This window comes from Algoriphagus namhaensis, assembly GCF_042649705.1.
GTDB lineage: Bacteria > Bacteroidota > Bacteroidia > Cytophagales > Cyclobacteriaceae > Algoriphagus > Algoriphagus namhaensis.
The window spans coordinates 42461-55468 of the sequence record NZ_JBHRZS010000002.1 but is presented as its reverse complement, the minus strand read 5'-3'; the positions used below and the strand labels follow the sequence as shown (position 1 = coordinate 55468).

The 13008-nt window shown below is 43.5% G+C and carries 13 protein-coding genes; 3 read left to right on the top strand and 10 right to left on the bottom strand.

Annotated elements, in window-relative coordinates:
• Nucleotides 1–121 precede the first annotated feature (121 nt).
• Together sucD and ACFOSV_RS00275 are read left to right on the top strand one after the other, a co-directional pair.
• On the top strand, nucleotides 122–1003 hold the full coding sequence (gene sucD / locus ACFOSV_RS00280; protein ID WP_377902191.1) for a succinate--CoA ligase subunit alpha: 882 nt from the start codon (nucleotides 122–124) through the stop codon (nucleotides 1001–1003).
• Nucleotides 1004–1161: 158 nt separating this feature from the next.
• On the top strand, nucleotides 1162–2799 hold the full coding sequence (locus ACFOSV_RS00275) for an ABC-F family ATP-binding cassette domain-containing protein (RefSeq protein ID WP_377902190.1): 1638 nt from the start codon (nucleotides 1162–1164) through the stop codon (nucleotides 2797–2799).
• 1 nt (nucleotide 2800) lies between these two features.
• Here the strand turns inward: ACFOSV_RS00275 and ACFOSV_RS00270 are convergent, their stop codons facing one another.
• The 8 genes from ACFOSV_RS00270 to rpsT form a co-directional block, all read right to left on the bottom strand.
• Nucleotides 2801–3592, bottom strand: a complete 792-nt coding sequence (locus tag ACFOSV_RS00270; RefSeq protein ID WP_377902189.1) for a zinc-dependent peptidase — start codon at nucleotides 3590–3592, stop codon at nucleotides 2801–2803.
• A 57-nt stretch (nucleotides 3593–3649) separates the two neighbouring features.
• Nucleotides 3650–5215 (bottom strand): ribonuclease Y, encoded by a 1566-nt coding sequence (rny, locus tag ACFOSV_RS00265; RefSeq protein WP_377902188.1) that lies wholly within the window; start codon nucleotides 5213–5215, stop codon nucleotides 3650–3652.
• 64 nt (nucleotides 5216–5279) lie between these two features.
• Nucleotides 5280–5564 (bottom strand): cell division protein ZapA, encoded by a 285-nt coding sequence (locus tag ACFOSV_RS00260; protein ID WP_377902187.1) that lies wholly within the window; start codon nucleotides 5562–5564, stop codon nucleotides 5280–5282.
• 1 nt (nucleotide 5565) lies between these two features.
• Entirely contained in the window at nucleotides 5566–5850 is a 285-nt protein-coding gene (locus ACFOSV_RS00255; RefSeq protein ID WP_377902186.1) for a hypothetical protein, read from the bottom strand.
• Between the two features lies 1 nt (nucleotide 5851).
• Nucleotides 5852–8266, bottom strand: a complete 2415-nt coding sequence (gene pheT / locus ACFOSV_RS00250; RefSeq protein WP_377902185.1) for a phenylalanine--tRNA ligase subunit beta — start codon at nucleotides 8264–8266, stop codon at nucleotides 5852–5854.
• 103 nt (nucleotides 8267–8369) lie between these two features.
• Nucleotides 8370–8987, bottom strand: coding sequence for a DUF1684 domain-containing protein (locus tag ACFOSV_RS00245; RefSeq protein WP_377902184.1), 618 nt, complete (start codon nucleotides 8985–8987; stop codon nucleotides 8370–8372).
• Between the two features lie 4 nt (nucleotides 8988–8991).
• Complete coding sequence (gene radC, locus ACFOSV_RS00240; protein WP_377902183.1) at nucleotides 8992–9687, bottom strand: RadC family protein; 696 nt, start codon at nucleotides 9685–9687, stop codon at nucleotides 8992–8994.
• Between the two features lie 92 nt (nucleotides 9688–9779).
• The gene (gene rpsT, locus ACFOSV_RS00235) at nucleotides 9780–10034 is read right to left on the bottom strand and encodes a 30S ribosomal protein S20 (RefSeq protein ID WP_377902182.1); all 255 of its coding nucleotides are present in this window, start codon (nucleotides 10032–10034) and stop codon (nucleotides 9780–9782) included.
• 232 nt (nucleotides 10035–10266) lie between these two features.
• Between rpsT and ACFOSV_RS00230 the strand changes: the two genes are divergently transcribed.
• Nucleotides 10267–11172, top strand: a complete 906-nt coding sequence (locus ACFOSV_RS00230; RefSeq protein WP_377902181.1) for a zinc dependent phospholipase C family protein — start codon at nucleotides 10267–10269, stop codon at nucleotides 11170–11172.
• Here the strand turns inward: ACFOSV_RS00230 and ACFOSV_RS00225 are convergent.
• Together ACFOSV_RS00225 and ACFOSV_RS00220 are read right to left on the bottom strand one after the other, a co-directional pair.
• Entirely contained in the window at nucleotides 11169–11624 is a 456-nt protein-coding gene (locus ACFOSV_RS00225; protein ID WP_377902180.1) for a four helix bundle protein, read from the bottom strand. The two genes, ACFOSV_RS00230 and ACFOSV_RS00225, sit on opposite strands and share 4 nt — an antisense overlap.
• Nucleotides 11625–11690: 66 nt before the next feature.
• A complete protein-coding gene (locus ACFOSV_RS00220) occupies nucleotides 11691–13007 on the bottom strand; it encodes a pyridoxal phosphate-dependent aminotransferase (RefSeq protein WP_377902179.1) in 1317 nt (438 codons plus the stop codon).
• Between the last annotated feature and the right edge of the window lies 1 nt (nucleotide 13008).

The following is a 13008-nucleotide window of genomic DNA, read 5'->3' as shown; positions in this document are numbered from 1 at the left end:
GCAGCCTTACCTTTCATCCCCTTCGAAAAGGATTCGGCATTATTTAAAGCCAGAATATTGATCATTTCTTTTGTCAGCGGGTTGTTTATTCTATTTTTGTGCAAACTTTAAAAAACGCATCATGAGTGTACTTGTCAATAAAAATTCAAAGGTGATCGTCCAAGGATTCACCGGGTCTGAAGGCTCTTTTCACGCACAGCAGATGATCGAATATGGCACCAACGTAGTGGGTGGAGTGACTCCAGGCAAAGGGGGATCCATTCATTTGGAAAAACCAGTATTCAATTCTGTGGAAGAAGCTGTACAAAAGACTGGGGCAGACACTTCGATTATATTTGTTCCGCCAGCTTTTGCAGCAGACGCTATCATGGAGGCAGCAGACGCAGGGATTAAAGTGATTATCGCAATCACCGAAGGTATTCCTGTGGCGGACATGATTAAGGCAAAGCCATATATCATCGAAAGAGGTGCTACCTTGATCGGACCAAACTGTCCAGGAGTAATCACTCCAGGTGAAGCAAAAGTGGGTATCATGCCAGGGTTTGTTTTCAAATCGGGTAGAATCGGTATCGTTTCTAAGTCAGGAACTTTAACCTATGAAGCAGCGGATCAAGTAGCAAAAGCAGGTCTTGGAGTTTCTACAGCCATCGGTATCGGTGGTGACCCAATCATCGGAACGTCTACCAAGCAAGCAGTACAATTGCTTATGGAAGATCCAGAGACAGATGCCATTGTCATGATCGGTGAGATTGGCGGAAACTACGAAGCAGAAGCAGCCAAGTGGATCAGAGAGACTGGTAACAAAAAGCCAGTAGTAGGATTCATCGCAGGGCAGACAGCACCTCCAGGACGTAGAATGGGTCACGCAGGAGCAATCATCGGCGGAGCAGACGACACGGCAGAAGCCAAAATGAGAATCATGCGAGAGAACGGAATTCACGTTGCAGATTCTCCAGCCGAGATCGGCGCGACCATGGCCAAAGCCTTGGGCGTAAGCGCATAATATTTATTCGATGTCGGCTGACCGATATCAAAAGCCTGACCTACATGGTAGGCTCGAAAACCGCTTCGATTCATTTTGGAGCGGTTTTTTTATTTCTCATTTCTTACTTCTAATTTCTGCCTTTAAAATCTACCTTTGCCAGCTCAATTCAGAAAGTCATGATTTCAGTAGATAATGTAGCCGTCATTCATAGCGGATCCACCCTTTTCAGTAACGTTTCCTTCGCCATCAACCCTACCGATAAAATCGCATTAATGGGGAAAAATGGGGCTGGGAAATCCACACTTCTGAAAATCATCGCTGGCGAAACCAAACCAAGTTCGGGATCTGTTTCTGCCCCAAAGGATTTCGTGGTAGCTTATCTGCCTCAGCATTTGCTTATTGCAGATGATTGCACGGTTATGCAGGAGACCTCCAAAGCCTTTGCTAGCTATCTAGATATGAAAACCGAGATCGATCGCATCAATCAAGAGTTGACCGAACGCACAGACTACGAATCGGAAGATTACTATAAGCTAATTGAAAAGGTATCGGAACTTTCGGAGAAGTTTTACGCCATCGAGGAAGTGAATTATGAAGCTGAAGTGGAAAAGGTCCTGCTAGGACTTGGATTCGAGCGCAGTGACTTACAGCGAGCTACTTCAGAATTTTCCGGTGGCTGGAGAATGCGAATCGAACTTGCGAAAATCTTGCTTCAAAACCCAGATTTAATCCTTCTCGATGAGCCCACCAATCACCTAGACATCGAATCTATACAGTGGCTCGAGGACTTTTTGATGAATAAGGCAAAGGCTGTGGTGGTCATCTCTCACGACCGGGCTTTTGTGGACAATATCACTACGCGAACCATCGAAGTGACTATGGGTAGAATCTATGATTACAAAGCGAAATACAGCCACTATCTGGAGCTGCGCAAAGAGCGAAGAGAGCAACAGCAAAAGCACTATGAAGAGCAACAGAGATTCATCGCTGATACCACGGAGTTTATAGAACGATTCAAAGGCACCTATTCCAAAACACTTCAAGTGCAGTCCAGAGTAAAGATGCTGGAAAAACTGGATATCATCGAAGTGGATGAAGTGGACAATTCTGCCCTGAAACTGCGCTTCCCTCCTTCTCCGCGATCCGGAAACTATCCGGTAATTGTGGAGGATATGAGTAAAAGCTATGGAGATCATGTGGTCTTCAAAAATGCCAGCATGACCATTGAGCGTGGCCAAAAGGTATCCTTCGTAGGTAAAAACGGAGAAGGAAAATCCACCATGATCAAAGCCATCATGGGCGAAATCGACTTTGAAGGTAAGTGTGAACTAGGTCACAATGCCATGGTAGGATATTTTGCTCAAAACCAAGCTTCACTTTTGGATGAGAGCTTGACCATTTTCGAAACCATCGATCAGATTGCCGTAGGCGAAATCCGAAGCAAAATCAAAGACTTGCTGGGTGCCTTTATGTTTCAGGGAGATGATATCAATAAGAAAGTTCGGGTACTTTCCGGAGGAGAGAAAACTCGTCTGGCCATGATCAAACTGCTTCTGGAACCTGTGAACCTTCTGATTTTGGATGAGCCTACCAACCATCTAGATATGAAGACCAAAGACATCATCAAAGACGCGCTCAAAGCTTTTGATGGCACGCTGATCGTCGTCTCTCACGATCGGGACTTCTTGGATGGGTTGGTGATCAAAGTATTTGAATTTGGCAATAAGCGAGTAAAGGAGCACTTCGAGGATATCAATGGATTCTTACGAAATAAGAAACTTGAAAATCTCAGGGAAGTAGAGCGGAAGGCCTGATTCAGGTGCTGAGAGAAGTTTCTGTCGGTGGACTCACCACTAGAGGGTTTTGTCTAAGGAGATGAACCAAAGTCTGGTAAAAATCAGGTCTATGCTTCTGGAAGCTTTGGGGCTTTTCAAAAAAATACTCTAAGACCACCGCAAAGAATTCATCTTCATCAATCATCGCATTTGATCTGAAGGGCGAAAACTTACCCGCCTTCATTTGCTTCATTTCCTCCTGCATATGTGCTCTGTACTGCCGTTTGGTATTCGGGTCGAGAAATCCATATTCGTCATTTCTGGAGATCAAATTTTCTAATTTAAGTGCATGAGCTATCTCGTGAATCCCCAGATTGACTCCATCTGATTCATCGACCAATCCTTCAAGAAAGCAACGCCAAGACACTACAATCAAACCAAATTTTGGATTGACCTCTCCGCGATGGTATGTTTTGGTTACTGTGCTGTAGTAGGCATTGGGGTAAATCAAAATTCGATTGAAATGCGGCAATTGGATTCCCTTCCAGCCAAACAAAACCATGGTCAAAGTGGCTCCGATCAGCAACTCCATTTCTTGGGTCACTTCATCGATTCCACCTCTTCCAATAAACTCTTTGGAAGAGATCATTCGCTCTAATTTCCGCTCAAATTCAGGTTTGAATTTAGGATTCATCCTAGCATAATAGGGAAAATGGTTTTGGAGAATCCTCCTGTCCGCCATGCTAAGTTTCTTTGCAAAAAATGAAAATCGCAATGCTGAAAAGGCATCTGCGATGCTGTAAAATAATTCCTTGAGAAAATATAAACCCATAAAAAAAGGTGATTACGCTAAATGTAATCACCTCATTTTATCTTTCAAAACTAAAGTTTATCTGGCATAATTCACCGCTCGCATTTCTCGGATCACGGTAATTTTGATTTGACCTGGATACTGCATTTCCTTCTCGATCTTCTGCGAGATATCAAAGGAAAGCTGACCTGCTGTTCCATCATCTACGTTTTCGGCATCCACGATCACTCTCAGTTCTCGTCCTGCCTGCATCGCAAAGCATTTATTTACCCCATCAAAACTTAAAGCCAAAGCTTCCAAATCTTTCAGACGCTTGATGTAGCTATCCATCACTTCACGACGTGCTCCCGGTCTCGCTCCAGAAATCGCATCAGAAGCCTGTACGATAGGCGAGATCATACTGGTCATCTCAATCTCATCGTGGTGGGCTCCGATAGCGTTGCAAACCTCCGGATGCTCTTTGTATCGCTTGGCAAGCTCCATTCCAAGAACTGCGTGCGGTAACTCCTGCTCCTCGGGCCATACTTTCCCGATATCATGAAGCAATCCTGCCCGCTTGGCAAGCTTGGCGTTGAGTCCCATCTCTGCAGCCATGGTAGCAGATAGGTTCGCGACTTCTCGCGAGTGCTGCAGTAAGTTTTGACCATAAGAAGATCGGAATCTCATTCGGCCTACCATTTTGATGAGTTCTGGGTGTACCCCATGAATTCCAAGATCAATGCAAGTACGTTCACCGATTTCCATGATCTCCTCATTGATGTTTTTCTGAGTTTTGGCTACCACTTCCTCGATACGAGCTGGGTGGATTCTTCCATCTTGCACCAATCTATGCAAAGACAGTCTAGCTACCTCTCTGCGCACTGGATCAAAGCCAGAAATAATGATGGCCTCAGGAGTATCATCTACGACGATCTCTACGCCCGTAGCTGCTTCAAGCGCTCGGATATTTCTTCCTTCTCTACCGATGACTTTACCTTTGATATCGTCACTTTCGATATTGAAAACTGACACACAATTCTCCACCGCGTGCTCTGTCGCTGTACGCTGAATGGTATCCAATACGATCTTCTTGGCTTGCTTAGTCGCAGTCAATTTGGCTTCATCAAGAATGTCCTTTATCTGGGATGAAGCTTTGGACTGAGCCTCCTCTGTGAGCATGGTGACTAGTTCCTCTCTTGCCTCTTCTCGCGTTAGGCCAGCAACTTTTTCTAGATCAGCAATTCTACGATTAGTAACCTTCTCTAGCTCCTCTTTCTTAATCTGTAGTGAATGTAATTGTGCCTGCACGTTTTCCTTGGCACTATCGAGTTCAGCTTCTTTTCTCTTTGTTCGCTCTAGCTCTTTGGAAAGATGCTGTTCTCGTTGCTTGAGCTTGTTTTCATTGGTGATTAGGATGTTTTTCTTGTTGCTGGTCTCTTCATCAAACTCAGCCTTCAACTTGAGGAACTTCTCCTTAGCCTCGAGAATGCGGTCCTTCTTGATGGATTCTGCATTGAGTTCTGCTTCACGTAGGATAGCCTTAGCCTTTTCGCGTGCCTCCTCTTCTATTTTCTTATTTTTCCCTTTGACCAGCATCGATGCCAGTCCACCTCCAGCTGCCAGTCCTATGACCCCAGCCAGTATAATATATAGTATTTCTCCCATGAGTTATTTTGGTATAATTCTCCTAGGGGAAGCCTAAAACTCCAAGAAATGAAAGGGAATTGACTTATAAAGAATCTGTAAGAAGTGAATTGATTTGGGCTAAACTAGTTTGGATTTTTTCACTGTCCTCAGCGTTCAATTCATTTGATTCTAGGGATTCCACCATGCAATCAAATGCCACCATGGCTAATAAATCTTGAATATCATCCAGCCCAAATTCTTCCTTATATTTTCTTAATTTTTCATTTATCAACTTGCCAGCCCGCCGTATTTTGGCTTCATCTTCCATTTTGACGCGCATAGGATATTCCCGGGCACCAATTTTCAAACGTATGGCAAGTGTCTCCATATTAATCAGACAAGTAGGTGATCAATTGATCAATCTCTTTTATATAATTATCGATTAAGTCTTTCATTTCCGTGGAATCCTCAGGATTCACCGTTCGGTTGTCCACAATGTTACTAATTTTAATCTTATTTTTAAAGTGTTCGATTTCCTGCTCTTTTTCTTGCAACTCACTCGATAAAGCAGAGTTTTGAACCCTGAGTTCTTCATTTTGTGCCTTAACTTCCTGGAGTTTCGCCTGAATTTTATGGGCTAATTTCTCCAGCTTTTGCAGTTCATCGTGTATCATATCAAGTACGGATCAATGCTCCCGTCTCCTTTTCAAATGCTTGGATTAATTTACTCATTGTTTTGTCAATTACCTTGTCGGTAAGTGTATTTTCCTGGTCTTGGAGATGAAAACTCAAAGCATAGGCCTTTTTGCCCTCAGGGATCTTGTCCCCTTGGTACACGTCAAAAACGCCAACCCGATGAAGCAATCGACCTCCTGCTTTTTTGGCAAGAATTTCTAGGCTATTGTAGCTGATTTCTTTGTCAATCACCAAAGATAAATCCCTTCGCACTTCAGGAAACTTTGAAATCTCAGCATACTTCTTCACCCCCGAGGCTTTCTTGCAAAGCAAGTCCCAATCCAGCTCAGCAAACCAAACATCCTGACGGACCTCAGCCAACTTGAGCAGGCTTTTCTGAACCAATCCTAGGCTTCCCAAGATTTTTTCTCCGGCTTTCAGAATGAGTCCATACTCGAAAGGAGCCGACTCTACTACCTCCACTGAATCTGGAGAAACACCCAATTTTTCAAGGATTTGAACTACTGCGGAGTAGATGTTCGCAAATGAATAAGGTGCAGATGCCTCAATCCAACTTTCTTCCCTGCTATTTCCTGTTAAGAAAATACCCAATCTAACCCCTTCTGCATATCCAGTCTCTGCTTTCTGGTAGACTGTTCCAAATTCAAAAAGCCTCAAATTGGTCTGTCTTCGATTGATATTATGAGCCAAAACTTCTAAACCTGAAAAGAGCAAAGTCTGTCGCATGACTCCGAGATCCTCACTGAGTTTATTGTAGATCTCAACATCCTTAGCAGGATCCAAGTAGCCCGATTTCGCCGAGTAAACGGGCTTTGTGAGGCTATTGGTGATAATTTCAGAAAAACCCTGACCTGCTAAAAGGCTTGTCGCGTTATACTGAAGCTTATCAAAATCTTTGACGGGATGCTCAGCCAAATAATCCGTATTTAAATTTTCAGAAAGTAAGACTTGCTCAAAACCATGAATTCGGAGGACTTCTTCAATGATATCCGCCTCTCGGGTCACGTCCACTCGATAAGGCTTGACGATCGCCTTAAATCCAGTTTCGGTTTCATTTTGCACTTGAATATCCAGGGACTCCAAAATCCTTTTTACCTCAGTAGTTTCGATTTTCTTTCCGATCAGTCTATTGATGTGACCGTATTCTACATCAACTTCAAAGTCTTTCACTGGCTCGGGATAGATGTCGATGATTTCCGATGCCACCTTACCACCTGCTAGTTCTTGGAGAAGTTTGACTGCTTGCTTCAAGGCATACACAGGCATATTGGGATCAGTACCCCTTTCGAATCTGAAGGAAGCATCTGTCTTCAATCCATGAAATTGGGCACCTTTTCGGGTGATATCTGGGGAAAAATACGCTGACTCCAAGAAAATGGAAGTTGTTTCTTCCGAAACACCAGAATTCACACCACCAAAAATACCGGCAATGCAAAGGCCTCCTTTGAGATCTTTGATCATCAATTCCTCGCCGGAAAGCTTTCGCTCTTTTTCATCAAGGGTGACAAAAGAAGTTCCTTTGGGAAGTTTTCCTACAATTATCTGCCCTTCCGAAATTTTATCTGCATCAAAAGCATGAAGCGGCTGACCCAAATCATGCAAAATAAAGTTGGTGATATCCACCACATTATTGATCGGATCCAGATCCAGAGATTTCAAGAAGTTTTGAAGCCAATCTGGGGAAGGACCCACTTTGATGTCCGTCATGACCACACCTGCATATCTTGGGCAATCTTTATGATTTTCTACCTGAACGGTTATGCTAGGACCATTCGTTTCTTTTTCGAGAGAAGATTCTTCTGCGAGGCAAATTTCCTTTTGAAGCAGTGCTTTTAAATCTCTAGCCACGCCAAGATGCGATGCGGCGTCAGCTCTATTAGGCGTCAACCCTATTTCCAAAACTTCATCTTGACCTACATCGATTAAACTTGCTGCAGGAGTACCGTTAGGTAAATCAGTGTCCAAAACCAAAATCCCATCATGACTTTTTCCTAGACCTAGCTCATCTTCAGCACAGATCATTCCTTCGGAAACTTCCCCTCTGATTTTAGCTTTTTTGATTTGGAAAGAGTCGCCTTCAGTAGGATAAAGTGTGGCTCCTACAGTTGCCACAAGTACTTTTTGCCCTTTGGCTACATTGGGTGCTCCACAAACAATTGGAGATGGGGTTTCTTGGCCGATATCTACCGTAGTGAGGCTCAATTTGTCCGCATTCGGATGTTTTTCGCAGCTGAGAACCTCCCCAATTACAATTCCTTCCAGACCACCAGGAATGGATTCAAATTTTTCAATCCCCTCTACTTCCAGACCAGATTGGGTAAGCATTTCTGCAATTTGATCAGTACTTTGCTCGAGTGCGATATATTTTTTTAATCTGTTGATCGAAATCTTCATACGATTTTTTCTTTTGCCCAAATAAGGCATTTCGCTCCACCACAACACATGTCTTTGGTGAGAAAATAAAAAGCAAATTTAAGAGAATTGGCCAGCAGAAGGGCTATTTATCATAATTTTTCTCTCCTGCCGGAATCGGCACTTTCAGCAGATTTTCTTTGGGAGGAAGAGGGCAAGCATAATCTGGATTGTAGGCACAGTAGGGATTGTAGGCTAGGTTAAAATCAATGGTAATACTGTTTTTTCCAGTCTGTCGAGCATTGATGTATCGACCACCACCGTAAGTCTCTCTTGCACTAGTGTCATCTGCAAAAGCCACAAAGAAATTACGCTTATCTGCTTCATTGATATCTTGAAGCAGCAAAAGTCTGAGCGGCATACCTTTCAAAGTAAATTCAGCATAAGAGTGCTCTATATATCGCTCCGTAGTCCCGTCAGTCATGGGCAATTCCCGTACTTTTTTATTGCTTACCGGGACCATTCGTGCGGTCACCTTGTACTCCGGGTCTATAGGATAAAAGCTCAGTGCTTTGAAGCTGCGTTTTTGCTCCTCCGATAATGGGGAGTCGATGTTAAAGCGAATGAATTTAAATTGCCGTTCGCGTTCATCTTCTATTCGCTCGATGTAATCCTCCGGGCTTTCTGTGGCCGTGAGCGTGTAAATCACCGCAGCAAGGACCACAAGAGCCACTGCGATAAGAAATATATTTTTTGGTTTCATAAAATCAGATCATTCCCTCGTCTGCGAAGCTAAAGTAGCCATCATCCGCAAAAATAACATGATCTAATACGGGTAAATCCAATTCTCTTCCGGCTTTTACCAATCTTTCTGTTAATCGAATGTCTTGTTGAGAGGGTTTGAGATTACCGCTAGGGTGGTTGTGTACCAAAATGATTGAACTGGCCAGATGCTCTAATGCTACTTTAAAGATGACTTTTGAATCCACGACCGTACCAGCTGTGCCACCTTGTGAAATCCGTACTTTTTTGATCACCTGATTGGAGCGACTCAGCAGGATAAGGAAAAAATGCTCAACCACCTCATCATAAAGTTCGGGCTTCATGATCTGATAAATATCCTGCGAACAAGTGATTTTCTGCTTTTTAATCGGCTCAGCTTCCTTTCGGCGCCTTCCCAATTCCATGGCTGCTACGATGGATATCGCCTTGGCCTCTCCGATGCCTTTGAATTTTTTCAGATCCTGAATACTCAGTCTCGAAAGCCGAGATAGGTCGTGATCCACTGACTGGAGAATAAGCCTGGAGAGATCCACAGCGCTCATGGCCGGCGTTCCTGAACCAATCAAAATAGCGATCAGCTCAGCATCCGTGAGCACTGCTTTGCCTTTGAGGAGGAGTTTTTCTCTGGGTCGATCTTCTTCGGCTAACTGAGAAATCTTAATGGATGTGTAGTTTTCCATGATAAAAAGTAAAAAGTGAACTAAAAATTACTAATTATCAGACATAAAAAAAACCCTGATAAACAGGGTTTTCAATAAATGTCTTTGGAAGATTATCCCATTGCATTCACAAGTCTTGCCAATCTTGACTTCTTGTTGTTTGCGTTGTTCTTGTGAATCACATTCTTCTTGGCCAACTTGTCCAACATAGAAGAAACTTTTTGGTAAAGCTCCTGAGCTTCGATTTTATCAGTACAAGCCTTCAATCTTTTGATAAAAGTTCTTGTAGTTTTTGCCTGATATCTATTTCTCAAACGCTTCGCTTCGTTTGCACGAATTCTTTTTAGAGCTGATTTGTGATTTGCCATATCTCGTTATTAATGAATTTCTTTTCTTACCCTATACCGATTGGGAGTGCAAAGTTATTGTAAAATATTAATACTGCCAAAGTAAATTCAAACATTCCTTGGCAATTAATGAATCCCAGACCGTTCCATTGCCTCAAAAACAGTCTTCAAAGGCCATAAAGCCAGATTTATGGGGTTTGCCGCTAGTATTTTAAGAGACAAATCTTTATATTTTTAAACTTTTAGCTCATTTATGGTACCCCTGCTTTACATACTTTCTTTTTGGGGCTTTTTCGCACATGCCCTCATCAATGGATTGGCGACCTTCTCTCTGCCCCCAGAAATGATAGCCTTTTACAAGCCTAATATTGACTTTATCCGGGAGAAGGCCGTCAACCCAGACAGAAGGCGATATGCGGTGGAGGGAGAGGCAGAAAAGCACTACATCGACTTGGATCATTATTCCGATAGTGCTAAGAAAGCTCTTCCTATCTATTGGAACGATGCACTGAAGATCTACTCCGAGGATAGCTTGCGTGCCCATGGAATCGGCCCCTGGTCGACATACCTCACTTTTGTCAACCTCACCAAAGCCTTTCAAGAAAAGAACACAAATGCGATTCTCAGGCTTTCCGCCGATTTAGGACATTACCTTGCCGATCTGAATGTTCCCCTGCATACCACCAAAAACTACAACGGACAACTAACTGGCCAAGAAGGGATTCATGGCTTTTGGGAAAGCCGGATTCCTGAAATTCAGGCTAGCGATTATCCGCTTTGGGTGGGGAAAGCGGAGTATGTGGAGAGACCCCAGCAGGCCATTTGGGATGCCGTCTTTGCTACCCACAGTCAGGTAGACTCAGTCTTGAGCATAGAAAAAAGCCTCAGTACCACCTTTCCTGCAGATCAAAAATATAGCTTCGAGGAGCGAAATGGACTGACTATTCGAGTTTACTCTAGAGAGTTTTCTCTCGCGTATGAAGAGGCATTAAACGGACAAATTGAGCGGCAAATGAAAAAGTCCATCAAGATGATCGCTGACTTTTGGTACACCGCATGGATCAATGCCGGGCAACCGGATCTTGGCAGCCTAGGAACTAACTCAATCCCAGAGGAGGAATTAAAGACCAATCCAAAGTTGAAAGTCAGGGATCATTAGGAAGTATGAAGGCTGAGGTATGAAGGATGAAAAGAAAAAGGAGAAGGTTTGATGAATGAGGTGTAAAGGTTGAAGATTGAGTGAATCATAAAGGTTAAAGTGCTATGAATTTTTCTTGGTATTAATGACCATCGTGGTAAAAAGGCTGTGAGTTCATTCGCTTCTTTAACTAATGGACGTATTTTCTCAGGGTTGATGAGTTCGCTTTCTTCGATCAGTTCTAGCCAAAAAACAGTTTCATCGGCCTCCTCTTGGACAATTGATAGTTTAGAGATGAACTCAGCTCTGGATCTACCTCGGAGTGCAGATCTGTAGTTCGCCCCAATTGACGTGCCTGACCTAATGAGTTGTTTGCCTAATTCGAATCCAGCTGAATTCTTAGGAAGCTCAGAAACTATTTTAATTATTTCCAGAGCAAACTTCTTCGTTCTGATTTTCAAGTCCCTTTCCATTTTTATTGGTTTTAGCTTTTCATTGGATTATTAGACTTTCAACCTTCAGCATTCGTACTTCAGCCTTCAGCCATCATAATCTGCCCTCAAATATTGCCCTATCGCTCTCCCCAGTCTCCTGAAAGTATCCTTAAATACTTCTTCTTTTTCTTCCAAAAGGGTCACTCGAAATCCTCTCAAATCTGAGCAAAAAGAGGAAATAGGTACCACGCAAATTCGCTCCGCAACTAGTAGGTAATAAACAAATCGTTTGTCTAAGGGCATTTTGGAATCTGCAAGCCAGGTCTGAAGCAGTGCCTTCAACCTAGGATCTTCTATAGGCAGGCTTTGTCCCGCATGCAAAACCGACTCATCAAACACGATGGTATTGTAAAATGCTCCTTGCGTAGGGTTGAATTTAATACCCGGAATATCTCCCAAAATCTCCTTCATCCACTCGCTTCTCTTCCCGATAGCTTCATTGGCTTTTTGTCTATAGTCATGATAAGAAGGATGACTCATAATGCGAGGTATCGCCAATTGTGGCAGAATGGTAGAGCATACTTCGATCATTTTAGCGTTTTCAAGGGTCTGGCAGAGCTTTGAAAACTCAGTTGAAGCCTCCCGGTTATAAAACTCCATCCAGCCGCAACGAGCGCCTGGCCAAGGAAATTCTTTGGATATGCCTTTCAGGGAAATGGCAGGTCTTGCCCCGATCACTTCTGTCAGCGGAACAGCTCGGACTCCATTATAGGTAATGTTTTGGTAGATTTCATCGATAATCAGTAGCAAATCAAACTCTTCGGCAATCTTCACGAAGCTTTCCAATACCTCTCGAGGGTAAACCATCCCAGTTGGATTGTCTGGATTGATGATTAGGATTCCGACGATAGAGGGATTGTACCGAACTTTCAGATACAAATCCTCCACATCCGGTAGCCACTGATTGTCCGGATCGAGTTTATACGTGATCGGTGAGGTATTTGCATGGGCAGCCTCGGCAGAGCTGTGGGTGGAATATGCCGGCGAAGGACCGATAATGCGAGCCGTTGGGGTAAGGAACTGGTAGAGTTTAGCAATCGCGTCACCCAGCCCATTAAAGAAAAGGATGTCCTCCGCAGAGATTTGCACGCCCCCGTTTTTATTATTTAGATTAGCTAGAAACTGTCGGGTTTCGAGCACTCCCTTCGAGTCAGCATATCCATAGGTTTTGTCTTGCTGCAGCAGATCGGCAATGATCTCCTTCATCCACTCAGGGACTCGATTATTTTTTTGAATAGGATCGCCGATATTTTCCCAAGTGATCTCGTAACCAAGGGCTTCGATCTGTCGGGCTTTTTTGACGATACCACGGATTTCATAGGAGAGTTCTTCGGCTCCGGGCCGCAAAAGAGGTTGTCTCATA